Origin of the sequence: Streptomyces varsoviensis (assembly GCF_000718635.1) — a bacterium.
GTDB classification, from domain to species: Bacteria; Actinomycetota; Actinomycetes; order Streptomycetales; family Streptomycetaceae; genus Streptomyces; species Streptomyces varsoviensis.
Genome location: NZ_JOBF01000001.1, coordinates 347,851 through 369,858, shown reverse-complemented (window position 1 = coordinate 369,858; position 22,008 = coordinate 347,851). Strand labels below are relative to the sequence as shown.

General features: G+C 72.4%; 17 protein-coding genes. 12 read left to right on the top strand and 5 right to left on the bottom strand.

Going from position 1 to position 22,008, the window contains the following annotated elements; genetic code table 11:
• Positions 1-67 precede the first annotated feature (67 nt).
• From IF55_RS41115 to IF55_RS36630, 8 genes are all read left to right on the top strand, one after another.
• Positions 68-877, top strand: a complete 810-nt coding sequence (locus IF55_RS41115; protein ID WP_063763820.1) for a TetR/AcrR family transcriptional regulator — start codon at positions 68-70, stop codon at positions 875-877.
• Positions 874-2,244 carry a phenylacetate--CoA ligase family protein gene (locus IF55_RS01630; RefSeq protein WP_030881623.1) on the top strand — a complete coding sequence of 457 codons (1,371 nt, stop codon included), beginning with the start codon at positions 874-876 and terminating at the stop codon, positions 2,242-2,244. The genes IF55_RS41115 and IF55_RS01630 overlap by 4 nt, the downstream gene beginning before the upstream one ends.
• Positions 2,245-2,456: 212 nt before the next feature.
• Complete coding sequence (locus IF55_RS01625; RefSeq protein ID WP_030881620.1) at positions 2,457-2,999, top strand: hypothetical protein; 543 nt, start codon at positions 2,457-2,459, stop codon at positions 2,997-2,999.
• Positions 3,000-3,089: 90 nt separating this feature from the next.
• Positions 3,090-3,926: a DUF4097 family beta strand repeat-containing protein gene (locus tag IF55_RS01620; protein ID WP_030881618.1), complete on the top strand. Its 837-nt coding sequence runs from the start codon at positions 3,090-3,092 to the stop codon at positions 3,924-3,926.
• A 722-nt stretch (positions 3,927-4,648) separates the two neighbouring features.
• Positions 4,649-5,902: a cytochrome P450 gene (locus IF55_RS01615; protein ID WP_030881615.1), complete on the top strand. Its 1,254-nt coding sequence runs from the start codon at positions 4,649-4,651 to the stop codon at positions 5,900-5,902.
• The gene (locus tag IF55_RS01610; RefSeq protein WP_030881611.1) at positions 5,880-6,074 is read left to right on the top strand and encodes a ferredoxin; all 195 of its coding nucleotides are present in this window, start codon (positions 5,880-5,882) and stop codon (positions 6,072-6,074) included. The genes IF55_RS01615 and IF55_RS01610 overlap by 23 nt, the downstream gene beginning before the upstream one ends.
• Before the next feature lie 270 nt (positions 6,075-6,344).
• Positions 6,345-7,244: a glycoside hydrolase family 19 protein gene (locus IF55_RS01605; RefSeq protein WP_398244085.1), complete on the top strand. Its 900-nt coding sequence runs from the start codon at positions 6,345-6,347 to the stop codon at positions 7,242-7,244.
• A gap of 330 nt (positions 7,245-7,574) precedes the next feature.
• Positions 7,575-9,014 carry an MFS transporter gene (locus IF55_RS36630; protein WP_078643355.1) on the top strand — a complete coding sequence of 480 codons (1,440 nt, stop codon included), beginning with the start codon at positions 7,575-7,577 and terminating at the stop codon, positions 9,012-9,014.
• Positions 9,015-9,137: 123 nt separating this feature from the next.
• Here the strand turns inward: IF55_RS36630 and IF55_RS01595 are convergent, their stop codons facing one another.
• Positions 9,138-10,748, bottom strand: a complete 1,611-nt coding sequence (locus IF55_RS01595) for a PTS ascorbate transporter subunit IIC (RefSeq protein ID WP_030881604.1) — start codon at positions 10,746-10,748, stop codon at positions 9,138-9,140.
• A 52-nt stretch (positions 10,749-10,800) separates the two neighbouring features.
• On the bottom strand, positions 10,801-11,628 hold the full coding sequence (locus IF55_RS01590; RefSeq protein ID WP_030881601.1) for a PTS sugar transporter subunit IIAB: 828 nt from the start codon (positions 11,626-11,628) through the stop codon (positions 10,801-10,803).
• 167 nt (positions 11,629-11,795) lie between these two features.
• On the opposite strand from IF55_RS01590, the gene IF55_RS01585 reads away from it, so the two are divergent.
• The 4 genes from IF55_RS01585 (at position 11,796) to IF55_RS01570 (ending at position 16,374) form a co-directional block, all read left to right on the top strand.
• Entirely contained in the window at positions 11,796-12,608 is an 813-nt protein-coding gene (locus IF55_RS01585) for an SDR family NAD(P)-dependent oxidoreductase (RefSeq protein WP_030881598.1), read from the top strand.
• Between the two features lie 369 nt (positions 12,609-12,977).
• Positions 12,978-14,360: a family 2B encapsulin nanocompartment shell protein gene (locus IF55_RS01580; RefSeq protein ID WP_030881596.1), complete on the top strand. Its 1,383-nt coding sequence runs from the start codon at positions 12,978-12,980 to the stop codon at positions 14,358-14,360.
• Positions 14,347-15,786: a cysteine desulfurase gene (locus IF55_RS01575; protein WP_037964345.1), complete on the top strand. Its 1,440-nt coding sequence runs from the start codon at positions 14,347-14,349 to the stop codon at positions 15,784-15,786. The genes IF55_RS01580 and IF55_RS01575 overlap by 14 nt, the downstream gene beginning before the upstream one ends.
• A gap of 183 nt (positions 15,787-15,969) precedes the next feature.
• On the top strand, positions 15,970-16,374 hold the full coding sequence (locus IF55_RS01570) for a DUF779 domain-containing protein (RefSeq protein WP_030881590.1): 405 nt from the start codon (positions 15,970-15,972) through the stop codon (positions 16,372-16,374).
• An 89-nt stretch (positions 16,375-16,463) separates the two neighbouring features.
• Here IF55_RS01570 and IF55_RS01565 read toward each other — a convergent pair whose 3' ends face one another.
• The 3 genes from IF55_RS01565 to IF55_RS01555 all read right to left on the bottom strand — a co-directional run bounded on the left by IF55_RS01565 (position 16,464) and on the right by IF55_RS01555 (position 21,984).
• Positions 16,464-18,632 (bottom strand): putative bifunctional diguanylate cyclase/phosphodiesterase, encoded by a 2,169-nt coding sequence (locus tag IF55_RS01565; protein ID WP_030881588.1) that lies wholly within the window; start codon positions 18,630-18,632, stop codon positions 16,464-16,466.
• A 23-nt stretch (positions 18,633-18,655) separates the two neighbouring features.
• On the bottom strand, positions 18,656-19,480 hold the full coding sequence (locus tag IF55_RS01560; protein ID WP_030881585.1) for an SAM-dependent methyltransferase: 825 nt from the start codon (positions 19,478-19,480) through the stop codon (positions 18,656-18,658).
• Between the two features lie 293 nt (positions 19,481-19,773).
• A complete protein-coding gene (locus IF55_RS01555; protein WP_157857222.1) occupies positions 19,774-21,984 on the bottom strand; it encodes an ATP-binding protein in 2,211 nt (736 codons plus the stop codon).
• Between the last annotated feature and the right edge of the window lie 24 nt (positions 21,985-22,008).

Below are 22,008 nucleotides of genomic sequence, written 5' to 3'. Positions count from 1 at the left end.
GCGCCGCACCCGTCGATCTCCCACCCCTCTCTGGTTTCGATACAGATCTGCACTGTATTGTTTCCGCGTGAAGCCTGACGACGACGGCGCACGCGGCGCCGACCCATCCGTACGGTCCACCCGCCCCCGACCCCCGGGTCGCCCCCGCAGTCGCGAGGCGGACGAGGCGATCCTCGCGGCCGCCCTCGATCTGCTGATCGAACGCGGCATCGGCTGGACGAGCATCGAGCAGATCGCCCGCCGCGCGGGGGTCACCCGCGCCACGGTGTACCGCCGCTTCCCGAACCTCACGGAGCTGCTGGTACGGGCGATCGAGTGGGAGTACCGGGAGACGGACGCCGCGGCGTGGCGCTGGCCGGACATCGACGCGATGGCCACGGACTGGGCCGAGCACCTCAGCGGGCCCCGTGCGCGCCGCCTGATCCGCCGCCTCTACGGTTCGGTGGACGACTTGCCCGAACTGCTGAGCGCCTACCACAGCGCCCATGGCCGACCGCGCGGCCAGGCGGTCCGTACCACGCTCGAACAGGCCCGCGCGGCGGGCAGCCTCCCCTCGTACAGCGACCCGGACGTCCTGCAACAACTGCTCAGTGGCGCGGCCCTGCAACACCTTGCCGCCCACCCCGGCGCCACCAACACGGCCGAGGTGAAGGCGTACCTCCTGGCCGTACTCCGGCAAGCCGGCTACCGGCCCACCCCCGAGACAGCCGAGACGACTGCGACGTCCAGGACAGCCGGGACAGCAGAGACGGCCGAAACGTCCGAGACAGCCGGGACAGCCGGGACAGCCGGGACAGCCGGGACAGCCGGGACAGCCGGGACAGCCCGACAGTCGACAGGGCGCGGCCCGGTCGCGGAAGGAGTGTGCGGCGCATGAGTGACAGCGCGTCACATCTGGGCCGGGACATCCGCCGGGCCCGCGCCCAGGGCCTGTCCGCCATCGCGCGGCGCCAGGAGGACCGGCTGGCCGACATCGTCGCCCACGCCCGCGCCACATCGCCCTACTACCGCGAGCTGTACCGCGGCCTGCCCGAGCGCGTGGCGGACCCGGCGCTGCTGCCGGTCACCGACAAGAAGAAGCTGATGGCGAGCTTCGACGACTGGGTGAGCGACCGCGAGATCACGTACGAGAAGGTGTCCGCCTTCGCCGACGACCCGGAGTTGATCGGCCACCGGTTCCTGGGGAAGCACATGGTGGCCACCACGTCGGGGACCAGCGGCCGGCGCGGCCTGTTCCTGCTCGACGACGGGTACATGGCCGTCACCTCCGCGCTGACCTCCCGCGCGCTCACGACCTGGCTGGGCCCCGCCGGCGTCCTGCGGGCCACGGCCCGCGGCGGGCGCTTCGCCCAACTGGTCGCCACCGGCGGCCATTACGCCGGGTTCGCCGGGTACTCCCGCATGATCCGCGAAGGCGGCTGGCGCGCGAAGCTGATCCGGGCGTTCTCGGTGCACACTCCGATGGCGGAGCTGGTGGCCCGGCTCAACGCGTACCGCCCGGCCGTCGTCATCGGCTACGCCAGCACGATCATGCTGCTCGCGGCCGAGCAGGAGGCGGGCCGGCTGCGGATCGACCCGCTCCTGGTCGAGCCGGCGGGCGAGACGATGACCACGGGCGATACGGACCGCATCGCGGCCGCCTTCGGCGCGAGGGTCGGCACGGTGTACGGGGCGACGGAGTGCGCGTACCTCAGCTACGGCTGCGCCGAGGGCTGGTACCACGTCAACAGCGACTGGGCCGTGGTCGAGCCCGTCGATGCCGAGTACCGGCCCACGCCGCCCGGGGAGTTCTCGCACACCGTCCTGGTCAGCAACCTCGCCAACCGGGTGCAGCCGTTCCTCCGCTACGACCTCGGCGACAGCGTCCTCGTCCGGCCCGAGCCCTGTCCCTGCGGCAACCTCTTGCCCGCCGTCCGCGTCCAGGGGCGCGCCGGTGACGTCCTCACCTTCCCCGACGGCCACGGGGGGAACGTGAGTCTCGCCCCGCTGGCCTTCGGCACGCTCTTCGACCGGACGCCCGGAGTCGAGATGTTCCAGATCGAGCAGACCGCGCGCACGACGCTGCGGGTGCGGCTGCTTCCGGCCGCCGGCGCCGACCCGGACAGCGTGTGGGAGGCCGCCCGCCGTGAGCTGAGTCGCTTGCTCACCGACAACCACCTGGGCGGCGTCACCATCGAACGGGCCGAGGAGCCGCCCCGCCAGGCGCCGGGCGGGAAGTACCGCACGGTCATCCCGCTCGCCTGACACACCGGCCATTCCACCATTCCAGCCGTCTGGCTATTCGCGGCCTGGTGCCAACAGTTCGCGGCCTGACTCTGACCGTTAACGGTCTTGTGATGGTCATTCACCGCCTGACGCTGACCGTTCGCGGCCTGGAGCTGGCCATTTGCCGCCTGGCGCCAGGCTTGCGCCATGCAGCTCTTGCGGTGACGCCATCATGGTGCCATGATGGCGTCATGGACCTCACGCCGTATGTCGACAACCTCCGGCACGAACTCGCGGTCGCCGCGGATACGGGCGGGGACGAGGCGCGCGAGCTCGCCGAGCGTCTCACCACGCCTCTTGAGTCGGCCGTCCGGCTCATGCTGTTGAACGCGCTGTCCAGCGCCATGGGCGAGGTCACGCAGGAGTTGGCCCCGGGCTCGGTCGACGTACGGCTGCGCGGGCTCGATCCGGAGTTCGTCGTGACGCCGCCGCCGGCCCTTGAGGGGTTCGAGGACGTCGGGATAGAGGAGGGCCCGCCCGGTGGCGCGCGGCCACCCGCGGCACCGGCCCTCACGGCCTCGGACGGCGACGACGGCGGCACGGCGCGCGTCAATCTGCGGCTTCCCGCGCATCTGAAGACCCGCGTCGAGGAGGCGGCCGGGCAGGAGGGGCTGTCGGTCAACGCCTGGCTTGTACGGGCCGTGGCCGCCGCCCTGGAGCCCGCCGAGCGCGGCCGGCCGCCGGGGCGCGGCCGCCATATGGGCCGGCAGGGCTTCACGGGCTGGGTCCGCTGACCGGGCCGACCGGAGCGACGTTCGGGCACTACTTTCCTTCACCCGCCTCACCAGCGGGAACGCAACCTGAGCCATGAGGACGGGACAGCCATGCCTACCTTCGACACCCCGGAACCGATCTCCGCCACCCTGGAGTTCGACGTCGGTTCCGCCCGGATCGTCGCGACCAAGCGCATCGACACGGTCGTCGAGGTGCTGCCGAGCAACGCGGCCGAGGACGCCGACGTGCGCGCCGCCCAGCAGACCAAGGTCACATACGCGGACGGCAAGTTGCTGGTCAAGGGGTCCAAGAAGCGTTCACTGTTCGGCAAGACCGGCTCGATCGACGTACGCGTCGAGCTGCCGGCCGACTCCGACCTCCACGGCACCACACCCATGGCCGACTTCCTCTGCACCGGCCGCCTCGGAGAGTGCCGACTCAAGACCTCATTCGGCGACCTGCGGGTCGACGAGGCGGCGGAGACCTACCTCAAGACGGGCCATGGAGACATCCGCGCCGCCCGCCTCAGCGGGGACGCCGAGGTCATCGGCTCCGGCCGGGTCGAAGTCGGCACCTTCGAGGGCACCGCGAAGGTCAAGAACGGCAACGGCGAGACCAAGATCGGCGAGGCCGCCGGCGACCTGCGAGTGAGCGCGGCCAACGGCGCCATCTCCGTCGATGTCGCACACGCCGACGTCGACGCCAAGTCCGCCAACGGCGGCATCCGCGTCGGCGACGTCGCGCGCGGCAACATCACGATCCAAGCCGCCATCGGCGACGTCGAGATCGGCATCCGCGAAGCCACCGCCGCCTGGCTCGACGTGAGAACCGGCGTCGGCAGCGTCCGCAACTCCCTGAACACGGCGGACGGCCCCGGCACCTCCGACGAGACCGTCGAGGTACACGCCGGCACCGGAATCGGCGACATACTCATCCACCGGGCCTGACGGGCGGGCCCGTGCGGCGGGCCTGACGTGGCCTGGGCGGCGGGCGCGGCGGCCGAAACTCGGCGGTGGCTGTGGTCGGTGGGGCCGGTTGGCGGATCCGGTTGGCGGATCTGGCTTACGGACCGGCCGACGAGTCCGGTTAGGGGCCCGAACGGGGCCCGGCCGCAGGTCTGACGCGTGGGCCCAGCGCGTGGCGCTGACCGGAAGGGTTCGCCAATGAGGTGATGGCCCATCCCGCCGGTTCGGTGAACCGAGCCGGCAAACCGCACGCACCGCACCGCACCGCACCGCACCGCACCGCACCGCACCGCACCGCACCGCACCGCACCGACCAACGCTTAGCACCCCGCACGCAGCGCGTCGCGTGTGCTCGGCTCCGGACTCGACTTGCCGCACACGCCCCGCCCCTGCCACTGCCCCGCCCTGCCACCCCCTGGGGCAGGCGCACCGCGAGTGCGCGACGGACGGCGTGCGGCAGGCGGCCCGGACGGGCCGAGCGGCCGCACGACCAACGGCCGGACGACCAGCGGCCGGATGGCCGGGGGTCACCCAACCCCAACTTGCCGTCGCAGTAGCGGCTTTGGGCTTCGTTTCACTTGCCCGGAGGGCGTTCGGTCCGTGACCGGCGCACCGCCGGGCGGCGGGCGGCGGGTCGGTCACGGACCGAGCCGCGCTTCGCACCGCACATGGCACGTCACTCTGCTCTCTGCATCGGAGGACCCATGCACCACCACACACCACCGCCACACCCTGAGCCGGTCACGCTGCCGGTGAACCGTACGGAAGGCTGCCCGTTCGACCCGCCGGCCGAGCTGGCACGGTTGCGGGAGGAGCGGCCGTTGACCCGGCTGCGCTATCCGGACGGGCACATGGGGTGGCTGGCGACCGGTCATTCCGTGGTCCGGGAGATACTGGCGGACCGGCGCTTCAGCTCGCGCCAGGAGCTTCTGCACTCCCCGATCATGGATCTCGGTGAACTGCCGCCGGCGATGGTCGGCGACCTCACGGGGATCGACGCGCCGGAGCACACCCGTTATCGGCGGCTGCTGATAGGGAGTTTCACCGTGCGGCGCATGCGGGCGCTCACGGAGCGGGTCGAGCAGATCACCACCGAGCACCTCGACGCGATGGAGCGCGAAGGGCCGACGGCCGATCTGGTGGAGGCGTACGCGCGGCCCGTTCCCGCGCTGATGATCTGCGAGTTGCTGGGGGTGCCCTACGCCGACCGGGAGCTCTTCCAGGACCACGCGGCGACGCTGCTCACCCAGAGCGCCGATGAACAGGAGCGGGATACGGCTCTGACGGCGCTCCACGAGTATCTGCGGAACCTGGTGCTGGCCAAGCACACGGAGCCCACCGACGACCTGCTCAGCGACCTGACGGCCGCCGATCTCACGGATGAGGAACTGACCGGCATAGGCAGTCTGCTGCTGGTCGCGGGTCTGGACACCACGGCGAACATGATCGCGCACGGGACGTTCGCCCTCCTCAGCAACCCGGATCAGCTCGCCGCCCTGCGCGCCGATCCGGACCTCGCGGACCAGGCCGTGGAGGAGCTGATGCGCTATCTGACCATCGCGGACCCGGGGGTACGGGCGGCGCTGGAGGACGTCGAGCTGGACGGCCAGTTGATACGGGCCGGTGAGTGCGTCACGCTCTCGCTCCAGGCCGCCAACCGCGACCCGTCGCGGTTCCCGGACCCCGACACGCTGGATCTGCGCCGGAAGGCCACGGGGCATCTGGGTTTCGGTCACGGCATCCACCAGTGCCTGGGGCAGCAACTGGCGCGGGTGGAGATGCGGGTGGCCATACCGGCCCTCCTGGCGCGCTTTCCGTCGCTGCGGCTCGCCGTGGCACCGGAGGACGTGCCGATGCGCGCCGCCACGAACATCTACGGCGTGGAGCGCCTGCCCGTCACCTGGGCCCCCGTCACCTGGGACGAGGGGGAGGCCGATGGAGCTCAGCGTCGACCGTGAGCGCTGCGTGGGCGCGGGGATGTGCGTACTCGGCGTTCCCGAGGTCTTCGATCAGGATGCCGAGGACGGCCGGGTGCTGGTTCTGGACGCCGAGCCGCCGCCGGGGCGGCGGGCGTCGGTGCGGCTGGCCGCGGGGGTCTGCCCGGCGGGTGCCATCACTGTGCGGGAGTGAGGAGGCATCGGTTCCCGCCGACTGTTCGGACGGCTCTTTCGTCGAGCGGCGGTAGAAGTTGACGTCCCGTTTGCACCGATCGGGAGGCATGTAGTCGATCTGCGGTCTTGACTGGTCCAGACCGCAACGGTTGAGTACCTCATCCCTGCGGTCGCGTCCGGTTCCCCGGACGCGACCGCGGGGTGCAGGCTCGCGCGTCGGGTCGTCCGACGCCGATCACATGCGGCTCGTGCCGCACTGAGGAGTGATCACGTGTTGCTGAGACAGCGCATGGCAGCAATTCTCTCCGCCGTCGCGTTCACCGCCACTCTCGCCGTCGCGGCGCCGTCCGCGATCGCGGCCCCCACCGCCTCGGAGGCAGCCTCTTCGCCCACCACTGTCGCGAGTTGTAACTACACCACTTGGACCGCCGGGAAGTCGTATGTGACCGGCGACATCGTGAAGTACACCAATGGCAACTTCTACCGCGCCACGCACGACAACCCGGGCTACGACCCGGTCATCAGCACCTGGTTCTGGGAGCCCTACAACTGCGGCCCGACCGCGCCCTCGAACTTCATTGTGAGCGAGGCGCAGTTCAACCAGATGTTCCCGAACAGGAACCGGTTCTACACGTACCAGGGGCTGGTCAACGCCCTGAGCGCCTACCCCGGCTTCTCGAAGACGGGCAGCGACACCATCAAGAAGCGGGAGGCCGCCGCCTTCCTCGCCAATGTCAGCCACGAGACGGGCGGCCTGGTCCACATCGTGGAGCAGGACACCAGCAACTACCCGCACTACTGCGACTACAACAGGCCGTACGGCTGCCCGGCCGGGCAGGCCGCCTACTACGGCCGCGGCCCGATCCAGTTGAGCTGGAACTTCAACTACAAGGCGGCGGGCGACGCGCTCGGCATCGACCTGCTGCACAACCCGAACCTCGTGCAGACCGACCCGGCCGTGGCCTGGAAGACGGGGCTGTGGTACTGGAACACCCAGCGTGGCCCCGGCACGATGACACCGCACGACGCGATCGTCAACGACCGCGGCTTCGGCGAGACCATCCGCAGCATCAACGGAGAGGTGGAGTGCTACGGGCGGAACCCGCAGCAGGTGCAGAGCCGGATCGACACCTTCCGTCGGTTCACGCAGATATTGGGCACGTCCACGGGCGGCAACCTGAGCTGCTGAACCCGCGCTAGCCCGCCGGTTCACACTCTACGATCCTGATGCCGGTCACGGGGCCGGCGCTACGTCGGCCCCGTGACCAGCCGAGGAGACCTCGCGACCAGCCGAACACAGAGGAAAGGGGACCGACAGGTCTATCGACATCAAGTATCTTGACATCGAGATTAACCCCCGGCAGGCTACCCCTCGGCCTATTGATCTCTTGACGTCGAGATATATCCGAGGGGGCGGGCGATGCGGCGCGGCGGCACACCGGGCGGGCGGGGTCGGAAGGACGGACAGGGCCTGATCGCCCAGCTACGCAATCCGCCGGGCGGCCGAGACGCACGGATCATGCTGCTCGCCCTGGCCCTCGACCGGACCGGGTCGGGGCTGTGGGCCTCGTCCTCGGTGCTGTACTTCACCTTCGTCACCCACCTGAGCGCCCAGCAGATCGGGGTGCTGCTGGGCACGGCCGGGGTGGCGGGCATCGCCGGTTCCCCGCTGGCCGGGTGGCTGGCGGGCCGCTTCCCGGTGCGCCCGCTGTTGATCGGCGCGCATCTGCTCCGTCTGGTGACGCTCAGCCTGATGCTGGTGTGCACGGAGTTCGCGGCGCTGCTGCCGGTCGTCGCCGTCACCTACCTGGGCGACCGGGCGGCGAAGATGCTGGAGATGCTGTTCGCCACCCGGGCGGCGGGCGAGCGGCGCGTGGCCTATCAGGCGCTGTCGCGCAGCTCGGCCAACGCGGGGTACGCGGTGGGCGCGGGGCTCGCCGCCATCGGCCTGGCCGTGGGGACGGGCGGTGCCTACCGGGTGCTGATCCTGGGCGACGCGCTCTCGTTCGTCGCCGCCGCGGCCCTGGTGTGGCGCGCCCGGGAACCGAGGGCGGCCGGCGTCGAGGTGGCGCGGTCCCACGCCACGGCGGCGGCCGACGGCGCGCCCGCGACCGCGCGGCCGGAGCCGGAGGCCGCGACCGGCGGCGAGACGAGGAGCGGGGACGGCCACAGGCCAGGGGCGGGGAAGGGTGCGGGGGACGGGACAGCGAGGGGGAACGGCCCGGCGGACCCGGCGGGCGGGCGGGCGGCGAGCCCGTGGCGGGACCGCGGCTATCTGCGGTTCGTGCTGCTGGACATCGGGATGAACCTCGACGACTCGGTCCTGAGCGTCGGGCTGCCGCTGTGGCTGGTCGACCGGACGTCGGCGCCGCACGCCCTCGTTCCGGCCTTCCTGATCATCAATACGGTGCTGGTCGTGGTGTTGCAGCTCAGCGTGTCGAGGCGGGCCGAGGGGCCGCGCCGGGCCACGCGGGCGGTGCTGCTGTACGGGGTGCTGATGTTCGTGTGCTGCGCGGTCGTGGCGGCGGCCACGCGGGGCGGCGCCTGGGTGGCCGGGGCCGCGCTGCTGGTGGGGGCGTTGTTCGCCACGCTGGCCGAGTTGATGCGTTCGGTGAGTTCATGGGAGCTGGCGGTGCTGCTCGCCCCGCCGGAGGCCCGCGCGGCGTATCTGGGGGTGGCCGGGATGTCCCAGTCCATCCAGAAGTCCGCCGGCCCGCCGCTGCTGACCGGGGTGGTGATGGCGGCTGGCCCGGCCGGGTGGCTGGTGCTGGGCGCGGTGGTCGCCGGACTGTCGGTCGTCCAGCAGAGCGGCTGTTCCCGGCGGCTGCGCCTGGGGGCGGCGCCGCTCCCCTCCACGCCGTCGGCCGCCGCCCCTGTAGCCGACCCGTCGGCTGTCTCCTCCCCCGTCGTCGCCGGGCGGGCGAAGGTGTCCCGGATGTGGGGCAGGCCGGGCCGGTAGCGGAGGCTTCGCGCCCGTACGGAAGCGTGCTCGTACGGAAGCTCGCTCGTAGGGGCACGTTCTCGCACGGGCACGTCCCAGTACGGGCAGTCGCGACCTCAGCCGTCGGCCGCTTCTCGCGGCTCACGCCTCACGCGACGGGGACGGAGGCGGCGGGGGTGGGGTCGGGGCGCCGGGTGGGGGCGCGATGCGCCCGTACGACCGGGTAGGGCCCGCGGCCCCGGCCGTATCGTCAGGCGACGCGTCGTCGGGCGACGCGTCCTCCGACGGCGGGCCGCCCTGCGGGGAGTCGGCGTCGCGGCGGGCGCCCGGGGACCAGCCGCGTTCGACGACGCGCTTCTGCACCAGTACCGCGCCGCCCAGGACGAGGGCGCCGATCAGCAGCAGGAGGAGGACTCCCCCGGCCCCGCCCGCCTTGGCGGCGTTGCCGGTGAGGGAGCCGAACCAGCCGAAGTCGGCGTCCCCGAACGTGGTGTTCTCCTTGCCGAAGGCGCCGAGTACCTCCAGGAGCAGGGCGGGCAGGAAGGTGATCAGCAGTCCGTTGAGGAACGCGCCGACCGCCGCGCCGCGCCTGCCGCCGGTCGCGTTGCCGTAGACGCCCGCCGCGCCGCCGGTGAAGAAGTGCGGTACGAGGCCGGGCAGCACGAGGGAGAGGCCGAAGGCGGGGCCGAGGAGCGCGGACAGCAGGCCGAGGCCGACGAGTCCGCCGACGAAGCTGGCGACGAAGCCGACGAGCACGGCGTTCTGGGCGTAGGGGAAGACGATCGGCGCGTCCAGTGCGGGCACCGCGCCCGGTACGGCCTTGCGGGCGATGCCCTGGAAGGCGGGGACGAGTTCGCCGAGGATCGTCCGGACGCCGAAGAGGATCACAGCGACGGCGATGCCGAACTGGAGCCCCTGCATGACGGCTTGCATGAGGTAGTCGCCGACGCCGTGCGCCGCCGTGCCGCCCTCGGCGGCGAACGCCTTGAACGCCGGGGCCCGGCCGGCCTTGGCGAGGTAGCCGACGGCCATCAGGACGTAGATCAGCACCATGGACAGCGCGGTGGCGACCATCGAGTCGCGCAGGAAGCGCAGCCCCTCCGGCAGCTTCATGTCCTCGGTGCCGCGGCTGCGCCTGCCGACCAGTTGTCCGGCCGCGCCCGCCGCGACGTATCCGGCGGTGCCGAAGTGGCCCATGGCGACGGAGTCGTTGCCCGTGATGCGACGCGTCCAGGGGTGCGCGAAGGCCGGCATAGAGACGAGCATGATGCCCAGCAGCACCCCGCCGACGATCACCACGGCGGCCGACGGCAGCCCGGCCGTGGCCAGCACCATGGTCAGCAAGGTGGCCATGAACAGCATGTGGTGACCGGTCAGGAAGACATAGCGCAGCGGCGTGAACCGGGCCAGCAGCAGACTGACCCCGAACCCGAGGATCATCAGCCAGGCGACGCGCGCGCCGTACCGCCCCTGGGCGATGCCGACGATGGCCTCGTTGGTCGGGATCACGCCGTGTGCGCCGGTCGCTCCTTGGATCATCTCGCCCAGCGGCCCCAGGGATTTGACCACGAGCCCCGCGCCCGCGCCGATCAGCAGGAAGCCCAGCGTCGACTTGATCGCTCCGGCGACGACCTGGCCGGCGGGTTTTCGCAGGGCGAGCAGACCGGCGGCCGTGATGAGGCCGATGAGGTAGGCGGGTTGGCTGAGGATCTCGTTCACGAGGAACTTCGCGAGCGCTACGAGCCAGTCCATGTCCGTGCTGCCTTTCGTCCCGCTCCCGAAACCGTTCCTGACGTCTCAGATGTCATACGTCATAGGTGTCTCTGAGCACGGCGTCGGTCTCGGCCGCGCTGGTGAAGTCCTCGACGACCTTCACCGGCACGCCCACGTCGCCGAGCGTCCGCGCGATCTCCCGTGAGGTGAGGATGGCGACGGCCTCGGCCGCCTTGCCCTTGGCCGAGACGGTGTCGGTGGCCTCGACCGTGACGTACCGGGACCAGCCCCAGCGGTCGAGGACCTGTTCCAGCGTGTTCTTCAGGAACAGGCTGGTGCCCAGGCCGTTGCCGCACACGGTCAGGATCTTGTGCACGGCGGGGCCCGCCGCCCGCGGCAGCGGTTCCGGTCCGGCCGCGCCCGGGTCCGGGGCCGGCTCTGGCTCCGGGGTCGGCTCTGGCTCCGGGGCCGCGCGCCCGGTCAGCACGGCGTGCGTCGCCTGGGGCGTACGGGCTGCCCGCAGCGCCCGTTCGGTGCCGGGGTCCGCCAGCAGCCGCGCCAGTTCGGCCATGGCGGCCGTGTGCGCGCTCGTGTCCCGCGCGGCGAGCCCGGCGATCAGGGTCACCGGATCGTTCGTCTCGTGTCCGAACGCCACGGGCCGCCGGAGCCGCACCCAGGACATACCGGTCCTCAGCACGGCGGGCGACGGCCGGGCGTGAGCGAACGCGAAGCCTGGCGCGAGCACGATGTACGGCCCGTTCTCGGCCACGTTCCGGATCATTTCCGCCGTGTAGTCGGCGGTGCAGGCGCCCGTGGCGACCAGCAGGTCGCCCGCGGCCCGGACCGCTTCCCGCCAGTCCGCCGCCGGAGCGTCCAGCCGGACGGCCTCGACGGGGAGGAGCTCGCTCAGTGTCGCCATGCGAGGGATCTTGACATGTCCCACCGCCGCCGGGCACGGGCGCGGAGCGCTTCTCTCGTTGGCACACGTTGGCACATCGCGCACCAGCAGGCGCTCTCGCCCCACGACCAGCACGGGCGTAGGCTCGCAACCGCCTGCAAGCGATCACATTCGGAGGGTGAACACCCATGAGCGATCGGCGAGTTGTCATCGTCACCGGCGGGGGAACAGGCATCGGCGCCGCCACCGTACGGCTGCTGCACGCCGCCGGGCACCAGGCGGTCATCTCCGGACGGCGGCCCGAGCCCCTGCACCGGCTCGCCGAGGAGACCGGCGCCCTCGCGCACCCCGCCGACGCGGGCGACCAGGACGCGGTCCAGGGGCTCGTCGACGCGGCCCTGAACGCCTACGGGCGGCTCGACGGCCTGGTGCTCAACGCGGGTATCTCGCGCCCCGGAGCCGTGGGCGACGTCTCCGCCGAGGACTGGGAGACCGTCATGCGCACCAATGTGACCGGTCCCTTCCTGCTGATCCAGGCCGCGCTGCCGCACCTGCTCCAGGCGCGCGGCTCCGTCGTCGCGGTGGCCTCGGTGGCCGCCCTGCGCAACGGCGTGGGCAACGCGGCGTACGCCACGTCCAAGGCCGCCCTCCTCCAGCTCTGCCGCTCGCTCACCGCCGATTACGGGCCCCAGGGGCTGCGCGCCAACACGGTGTGCCCGAGCTGGATCCGTACCGATATGGCCGACCGCCGCATGGCCCGATTCGCCGCCGAGGCGGGGTTGGGGGACGGCGGCGCCGAGGCGGGGTACGAGGCGGCGACCCGGCTCACGCCCGCGCGCCGCCCCGGGGAGCCGCGGGAGGTCGCCGAGGCGATCGCCTGGCTGCTCTCGCCCGCCGCTTCCTATGTCAACGGGGCCGCGCTCGCCGTGGACGGCGGGGTGACGACGATCGACGTGGGGACCGCCGCGTTCGGCTTCCACGTCGAGCCGCGCGACGCCTGAGCCCTGGTCTCCCTGCGGGGCCCGTCCCTCCGCCCGGCGGCCGTCGGGGCCGGGGCCCGGCGCGGGCGCCGGTTTCGCCACGGGCCGATTCTGGACGCATATGCGGGCGGTCGCGGTACCCGGTCCGCGCGTCCCCGCCCGGGCGGGTCGCGGGACCGCGGAGCCGCGTACGTGGTCGTGGAACCTTTTGCCCATGAATCGTTCATCTCTGCACGGATTTGCACAAGCACCGGCCCGCATATTTCAAGCCTGTAGCAGCAAAACGGCGTCTTGTGGACACGAGGTGACGAGAAGAGCATCGGGCATCATTCCGTGCGCGGTTTTTGGCCTGGCGTCCGGATCGCGCACCGGCCTTCGAGGGGGTTGTCCATGAACGACCGGTTGAGCCTCAGTCCCGATGCCGCACGGCAGTTGGCCACCGCCACCAAGACCACTCCGCAGATGCGGGCGATCAGCCCGCGGTATCTGCTGCGCGCGCTCCCCTGGGTCGACGTCGAGGCCGGCGTCTACCGCGTCAACCGCCGTCGCACGTTCGTCGTCGGCGACGACCGGATCAGCAGCTACACCGAGAACGACGCGCACCACATCGTCGCCGAGGACCTGCGGGAGATCCCGTATCTGCGCGACGCCGACCAGGGATTGCTCAACGATCTGGCCGGGGCGTTCACCGAAGTCAACTTCGAGGCCGGGCAGTTGCTGGCGCAGGAGGGCGACTCCGCGGACCGGCTGTGGGTGCTCGTACGGGGCCGCGCCGAGAAGCGGGTGACGGGGCGGTACGGGCAGGACGCGCTGCTCGAAGTGGTCTGCGACGGCCAGTTCTTCGACCTCGACGCGTGGGCCCGCTCCTGTCCCATGCCCTACCGGGTGCGGGCGCTGACCGCCGGGGTGGCGCTCTGTGCCGACCACAGCGCGCTGGCCTCGCTGGCCGAGCGCGACGAGGGCGTACGGACCGCGATCGACGCGTACGTGGCCGGGGAGATGCCCGAGCCGGGGGCCGAGGTGCCGGTGGACCTCACCGCCGGGCACGTCGGGGAGCCGCTGCTGCCGGGCACGTACGTCGACTACGAGGACTCGCCGCGCGAGTACCACATGAGCCTCGCGCAGACCGTGCTGCGCGTGCACAGCCGGGTCGCCGACCTCTACAACGAGCCGATGGACCAGACCCGTTCACAGGCCAACCTCACGATCCAGGCGCTCCGCGAGCGTCAGGAGTCGATGCTCCTGAACCACCCCGAGTTCGGGTTGTTCAACAATGTCTCGCCGGGCCAGCGCGTACAGACGCGCACGGGGTCACCGACCCCCGACGATCTGGACGACCTGCTCGCCAAGGTCTGGAAGCAGCCGGGCTACTTCGTCGCCCACCCCAAGGCCATCGCGGCGTTCGGCCGCGAATGTACCCGCCGGGGTGTGCCCCCGGTCACCGACAGCCGGTTCGGCAGTCCGCTGCTGACCTGGCGCGGCGTTCCGCTGCTGCCGTCCGACAAGGTGCGCTTCGCTGGATCGGAGTGCGCCGGCACCACCGAGATCCTGCTGATGCGGGTGGGCGAGGCCGAGCAGGGCGTGGTGGGCCTGCGCCCGGCCGGCGTCCCGGACGAGGTCGAACCGGGGCTGTCCATGCGCAACATGGGCACCGACCAGAAGGGCATCACCTCGCATCTGATGACGGCGTACTTCAACACCGCGGTCCTGGTGGAGGACGCCACCGCCGTGCTCCAGAACGTCGAGGTGTCGAACTACCATGACTACTCCTGACGCCACGGCGGGAGTCCCCGGGAGCGAGAGCCTGGAAGGGGCGCTCCTCGGTACGGCGCAGGGCCTCGGCGCACGGACCGGCATGCCCCGCTATCCGACTTCACCGACGGCCGGCGCGGCCAACGTTCCCGGCGGCGCCGACCTTCCCGGTGCGGCCGACATCCCCGCCGGCGTCCCCGGCGTTCCCGGTGCGACGGCGGCGCGGCGTGGGGGCTTCGCCCCCGAAGCCGCCCGGCAGGACATCCCGATCCTGCACCGGATGGTGAACGGGCGCCCCCTCGTCTGGCTGGACAACGGTGCCACCACGCAGAAGCCCCGCCAGGTGATCGAGGCGCTCGCCTCGTTCTACGGCGCCGCCAACTCCAACATCCACCGGGGCGCGCACACGATGGCCCGTGAGGCGACGGAGGCGTACGAGGCGGGCCGCGCGGCGGTCGCCGACTTCCTGGGGGCGGGGGCGCCCGAGGACATCGTCTTCACCCGCGGCACCACGGAGGCGATCAACCTCGTCGCGCAGAGCTGGGGACGGGCCAATCTCGGCCCCGGGGACGACATCCTGGTGCCGGTGCTGGAGCACCATTCCAACATCGTTCCCTGGCAGTTGATCGCGAAGGAGCGGCATGCCCGGGTGGTGCCGGTGCCGCTCACCCCGGAGGGGGAGATCGACCAGGACGCGTACGCCGATCTGCTGTCGTCGCGGACCCAGCTCGTCGCGCTCAGCCACGCCTCGAACGTGCTGGGGACCGTGCCGCCGGTGGCCCAGATGACGGCGCTGGCGCACCGGTACGGGGCCAAGGTGCTGGTGGACGGAGCGCAGGCGGTCGCCCATCTGCCCGTGGACGTCCAGGCGTTGGACGCGGACTTCTACGCGTTCTCGGGGCACAAGCTGTTCGCCCCGACGGGCGTCGGCGCCCTGTACGCGAAGCCGGAGGTGCTGGCGGCCATGCCGGTGTGGCAGGGCGGCGGCAACATGATCGAGTCGGTCGACTTCGGCGAGACGACGTTCGCGGCGGTCCCGCACCGCATGGAGGCGGGGACGGGCGACATCGGCGGGGTCGTCGGGCTGCTGTCCGCCCTGCAGTGGCTGACCTCCTTCGACCGGGACGCCGTCGCCGCGTACGAGACGGCGCTGACGGGCTACGCCCAGCAGGCCCTGGCCACGGTGCCGGGCCTGGAGGTCCTGGGCGCCGCGGCGGACCGGATCGCCGTGCTGACGTTCACGCTCGCGGGCCAGGACCCGGCGGCCGTCGCCGACTGCCTGGACCGGGACGGGATCGCCGTACGGGCCGGTCACCACTGCGCGCAGCCGACCCTGCGCCACTACGGGCTGGAGAGCGCGGCCCGGGCGTCGTTCGCGCTCTACAACACCTCCCAGGAGGTGGACGAGCTGGTGGCCGCCCTGCTCCGCATGCAGCGGGGCCGGTGAGCCCATGCCCCTGTCCGGTGACCACCGCCGGGCAGGGGCACGCCGTCGGGGCCGCCGGTCTCGTCTCGGCTGGGGCCCCGGGCGCCGCTCGCGGTGGCAGCGCTCGTTCGCAACGTCCTTGCAACGGGCCGCCTGCTCTCCTGGTAAGGAACCGGTTCCGGCGAAGCCCCGGAGGAGATCTCCATGACCCTCGCGTCCCGTATCGCGCTGACCCCGGCCGCCGCGCGGTTGCTGCGGCGACTGCGCGGTACACACGGCCCGCTGATGTTCCATCAGTCCGGCGGCTGCTGCGACGGCAGTTCGCCCATGTGCTTTCCGGCCGGCGAGTTCCGTACGGGCGCCTCCGACGTGCTGCTCGGCTCGCTGGACGTCGACGGGGTGGCCGAGCCGGTCGGCTTCTGGATGTCGGCCGACCAGTTCGAGCGCTGGCACCACACCCACCTGACCGTGGATGTGGTGCCGGGGCGCGGCGGCGGCTTCTCGCTGGAGGCTCCCGAAGGGGTGCGCTTCCTGATCCGTTCGCGGCTGCTCACCGACGAGGAGCGCGCACAGCTCGACGACCCGCGCGACCCGCCGGTGGGCCCGTAAGCCCCGTACCTCCTATGACATCGCCCCTTACACAGGCCCGTATGCGGGCCCCCGGAGGGGACGCGCCACCGCCCGCGCCCGGGCCGCCGTCAGGACGCCGCGTCCACGAGCGAGAGCGTGTGCAGGCGCTCCGGCGGGCCGGGGCGGGCGTAGTACCAGCCCTGGGCCGTGTCGCAGCCCAGCACGCGCAGGCACTCGGCCTGGCTCCCGGTCTCGACGCCCTCGACCGTGACCGAGAGGTCGAGGGTGTGGGCGAGGGAGACGATCCCCTCGACGATCTTCACGTCGACGGGGTCGGCGGGCGAGCACTGCATGCCGCGGGTGAAGGAGCGGTCCAGCTTGAGCGTGGAGACGGGGAGCCTGCGCAGGTAGGAGAGGTTGGAGTAGCCCGTTCCGAAGTCGTCGAGGGCGATGTCCACGCCGAGGTCGGCGAGTTGCCGCAGCGGCCGCAGGGCGTCCTCGTCCGCGCCGATCAGGGCGTTCTCGGTGACTTCCAGGCACAGGGCGGCGGGGTCGAGGCCCGCGTCGGCGAGCACCTCCACCGTCTCGGTGACCAGGCCCGGGTAGCAGAGCTGGGCGGGTGAGAGGTTGACGTTGACGCGCAGCGGCCCGGCGTCCGGCCCGGCCCCCTCGGCGTGCTTCCAGGCGCGGGCCTGCCGGGCGGCCTCCTGGAGGACCCAGCGGCCGAGCGGCACGATCAGCCCGGTGGACTCGGCGAGCGGGATGAACTGGTCGGGGCCGAGGACCCCGTGCACCGGGTGCAGCCACCGTACGAGCGCCTCCGCGCCGCGGACGACGCCGTCGCCGAGCCGTACCAGCGGCTGGTACTCGATGAAGAACTCGCCGTTGTCCAGGGCCGCGGGCAGGCAGTTGGTGAGGGAGTGACGGGCGATGGCGCGGGCGTCGCAGGCGGCGTCGGCGAGTTCGTAGCGGTTTCCGCCCGCGGCCTTGGCGCGGTACATGGTGATGTCGGCGCTGCGCAGCACCTCGGCCGCGCCCCGCGAGCCGGCCGTGCCGGTCTTGCCGCCGACGACGCCGATGCTGGCCCGTACGGACAGTTCGCGCCCTTCGAGGTGTACGGGGTCGGCGAGGGCGCGCAGCATCCGGCGGGCGAGGGCGGTGACGTCGGCGCTCGCGGTCGCGCCGGTGACCAGGCCGACGAACTCGTCGCCGCCGAGGCGCGCCACGAGTTCGCCGGGGGCGGTGGCGCAGGCCCGCAGCCGTTCCGCGACGGCGACGAGCAGTTCGTCGCCGACGGCGTGGCCGAGGCTGTCGTTGACGGCCTTGAAGCCGTCGATGTCCAGGTAGCACAGGCCGACCCGGTCGCCGCCGGCGCCGTCGGGGCCGCCGGCGAGGGCGCGGTCGAGGTGTTCGAAGAACATGGTGCGGTTGGGCAGGCCGGTGAGGGCGTCGTGGCGGGCCTCGTAGCGCAGCCGTTCGTGCAGCCGCCGCCGTTCGGTGATGTCCTCCATGAGGGCGATCTGGTATTTGGGCGTGCCGTCGGCGTCGCGCAGCAGGGAGACCGTGAGGGTGGTCCACAGGACGCTGCCGTCGCCGCGGGCGTACGGCTTCTCGATGCTGTAGTGGTCGCGCTCGCCGCGAACCAGTTCGCGGTACAGGCCCCAGACCTCGGGCGAGTCCTCGGGGTGTCCCCAGTCGGTGGTCCGGCTGCCGCTGGCGAGGTGTTCCATGCCGCCGAACATCCGGGTCAGCGCGTCGTTGACCTCCAGGACCTGGCCGTCGATGTCGGCGATCCCGATGCCGACGGCGGCGCCTTCGAACACCGCGCGAAACCGGGCCTCGCTGGCGTGCAGCGCCTGTTCGACCTCGGCCCGCGCGCCCAGCGCCGCCCGGGTGATGGCCTCCTGCTCGCTGCGGGTGCGCTCGCGCAGGGCGCGGGCGAAGCCGGCGGCGACGTGGTGCTGGAGGCGGGTGCAGCGGGATCGGCTCTCCTCGGCGGACAGTCCGTCGCCGGGCGGGCAGTAGAGCACCAGGTAGGCGTCGATGACGCTGAGGATCAGGGGCAGCGCCTCGGGGTCGGTGCAGTGGGCGTCGACGAGCGCGGCGCCGATGTCGGCGGCGGGCCCGGCGTCGAAGGGCTGGGCGCGCAGGGCCTCGCTGAGCCGGGCCGCGAGCGGGACGAGGTAGTCCTCGAACTCGGCGCGCGTCATGGAGGTGGTGGTGGCCGGGTAGACGGCGCGGCTCCAGATGGCGGCGAACCGCTGGAGCCGGTCCTCGTCGGCGGCGTCCCGTGGCATGTGTCTGCCGCCCCTCGCGACGGTCACTGCTTGCGCCCCACGCCGGCGAATCCGCTGAAGACCACGGGGTCCTCGTCGGCGTCCTCGGGCGTGTCGGCCGCGTCCGGCCGCCAGTGCGGCATGGAGACCAGTCCGGGGTCGACGAGTTCGAACCCGTCGAAGAACCGGATCACTTCCTCGCGCGAGCGCATCAGCAGCGGCGAGCCCACCTCGCGGTAGACACCTTGCACTCCCTCACCGTCCTCCGGTTTCCGCGGGCCGCCCTCCGTGGAGGCGTGCGTCAGGACCAGCAGGCTGCCCGGGGCGAGCGCGTCGCGCAGCACGGCGAGCGCCTTCCAGGGGTCGTCCTGGTCCTCCACGAAGTGGAGCACGGCCACGAGCAGGAGCGCGACCGGACGGTCGAGGTCGAGCAGCCGGCCGACCTCGGCGCTGCCGAGGATCTCCCGGGGTGCGCGGAGGTCGGCGGCGACGATGGCGGACTGGTCATCGCCGTCGAGCACGGCCCGGCTGTGGGCGACGGCGACCGGGTCGTGGTCGACGTAGACCACCCGGGCGGCGGGGTCCGCCGCTTGGGCTATCTCGTGGACGTTGCCGAAGGTGGGGATGCCGGAGCCGATGTCCAGGAACTGGTTCACACCCTCGCTGACGGCGTAGCGCACGGTGCGCCGCATGAAGGCGCGATTGACCTGCATGAGCTTCGGCAGCCCGGGAAATGCCGCGATCGCCCTGCGGCCGGTCTCGCGATCGGCCTCGAAGTTGTGCGAGCCGCCCAGGTAGTAGTCGTAGATCCGGGACACGCTCGGCACAGACAGGTCGATTCCCTGGGGGGCCCAGGTGGGACGCTCCATCAGTCAGTCGCTCCAGCTCATCGCGGGTGTGTTGAGCCGAGGCTACTGATCGTCCGTTCGAATGGAACCCCGAAGCGGAAAAGAACGGTCCGCATTCGGCCATGGCGGGGCGCATGTGACACGGCGTGAGCCCGTCAATCGTACGGTCTCCGGCCCCGTAGCGCACGCCGCGCGGAGGGTGCCGCACAGCACATTCCGTTCGAACACGCGCCCCCGGCGCACGCCCCGAACCGGCAACCAGCAACCAGCAACCAGCAACCGGTGATCGGCCCGAGCCGGCGGTCGGCGGACTGTCAGCGCGGCGGTGCGGAGGCGGGGTCGAGGACTTGGGCGATGCCGGTGTTCAGGTTGGTGGCGTGGCCGAGTCCGAAGGCGCGCCGATAGGCGTCCTCCCCGAGGGCTTCCCGCGTACGGCACGCGCAGGCGTGATGCGCGGCCACCATCTGGGGGATGCCCGCCTGCGGCCGGCCCAGCGTCCCCCAGAGCCGCGCGGCCAGACCCAGCAGCCACGCGGCGTCCTGGTGGCGGCCCGTGGCGGCGTCGGCGCGGGCCAGCGCCTCCAGGGCCATCCCGGTGCCCACGCCGTCCCGCAGCCGGTGTTTGACCAGGAGGGCGGCCCGGGCGTGCTCGCGCGCCTCCTCGAACCGGCCCAGGGCCAGCTCGGCCTGGGAACGTACGAAGTCGCCCCACGCGCGCATGCCGCGCTCGCCGCTCCGGTCGCAGGCGGCGCTCAACTCGTCCAGCCGGGCGACAGCTTCCTCGAAGCGGCCCGCGGCGACGAGCGTATGGGCGCCGAAGACCAGGGCCGCCAGGGGGACCAACGTGAGCGGTTCCGCGCGCCAGTCCGTCGCGAGCTGGGCCTCGACCCGGGACAGCACCTGCTCCGTGTCGCCGCGCAGCACCCGCACCCGCAGCTCCGTGGCGGCGGCGCAGGCGCGCTCCGCGGCGCCGAAGCGAGCGGCCAGGGCGGTGCACTCGGCGGCCCGTTCCTCCAGGGCGGGCAGGTCGCCCAGGCAGAGCAGCACCGGACCGCTGACGTACAGGGCCCTCACGCGCGCCGGAGAGGGGGCGGTGTCGGCGGCCAGGGCCTGGTCCAGGTAGAGCCGACCCTCCTTGAAAAACCCGCAGCCGTACCAGAAGAACCACAGGGCCGCGGCCATCTCCAGCGCGCTGTGGCCCTCCGATTCGGCCAGGCTGTACTCCAGCGCGGCACGGAGGTTGTCGTGCTCCGCGGTCATCCGGTCGTACCAGGCGAACTGCTCCGGGCCGATCCACTCGGCGTCGCCCCGGCGGGCGAGGGCCAGGTAGTGGTCGCGGTGGCGACGGCGCAGCGTGTCGTCCTCGCCGAGTCCGCGCAGCCAGTGGACCCCGTACTCGCGGATGGTGTCGAGCATGCGGTAGCGCTCGCCGCCCCCGGTGGGCTGCCAGATGAGGATGGACTTCTCCCCCAGCGTGGCCAGTACGGCGGGGATGCGCCGGGCCGGGAGGTGGTCGTCGGCGCAGACCCGTACGGCCGCCTCGGCGTCGAAGCCGCCGGCGAAGACCGACAGCCGCGCCCATAGGAGCCGTTCGGCGGGGGTGCACAGTTGGTGGCTCCAGCCGATGGCGGTGCGCAGGGCCTGGTGCCAGGGGGGCTCGGCGTCGCCGGCGATGTCGTCGGTGTCGCCGAGGACGGCGAAGCGGTCGTCCAGCCGGGCGGTCAGTTCCCGTACGGGCAGGTCGCGCAGGCGGGCCGCGGCCAGTTCGATGGCCAGGGGCAGGCCGTCCAGCCGTCGGCACAGCCGTACCAGCTCCGCGCGGTCGGCGTCGGCGACGGTGAAGCCGGGCACGGCCTCCCTGGCGCGCAGGGTCAGCAGGGCCACGGCGTCCGCTGTGTCGGCCCGCGCGTCGTCGGCGTCGGGTACGGGCAGCGGCTCGATGGTGATGACGCGTTCGCCGACCACGTCGAGGACGCGGCGGCTGGTGGCCAGGACGCGCAGTCCGGGGGCGGCCCGTAGCAGGATCTCGGTGACGAGCGCGCAGTCGTCGGCCAGGTGCTCGCAGGTGTCCAGCACCAGCAGCAGTTCGCGCTCGGCCAGGTACTCCGCCAGTACGTCGATCATGGGGCGGGTGCTCTGGTCGGCCAGCAGCAGGGTCTCGGCGATGACGTGCGCCAGGAGGGCGCCGCGGCGCAGCGGCGAGAGCTCCACCAGCCAGACCCCGTCGCGGAAGCGGGGCTGGAGCGCGGCGGCGGCGTTCAGCGCCACACGGGTCTTCCCGACCCCGCCGACCCCGGTGAGCGTCACCAGCCGGGCCGCCCCCTCGCGCGAGGGTTCCTGGAGCAGGCGCTCGATCTCGGCCACTTCCGTGCGCCGGTCGACCGTCGCCGTGCGCGGCGCGGTCAGGTTCCCCGGCGTCCGCTCCGCTCGCGGCTCTTCGCGCCGCCCCTTCGCCGCCGCCACAACGATCGTCCTCCCCGGCCCGGCCCACGCCCCCTCGCGTGCGCTGAGGGCGGCAGTCTGCACCAGTGCGCCGTGCGACGCGAACCC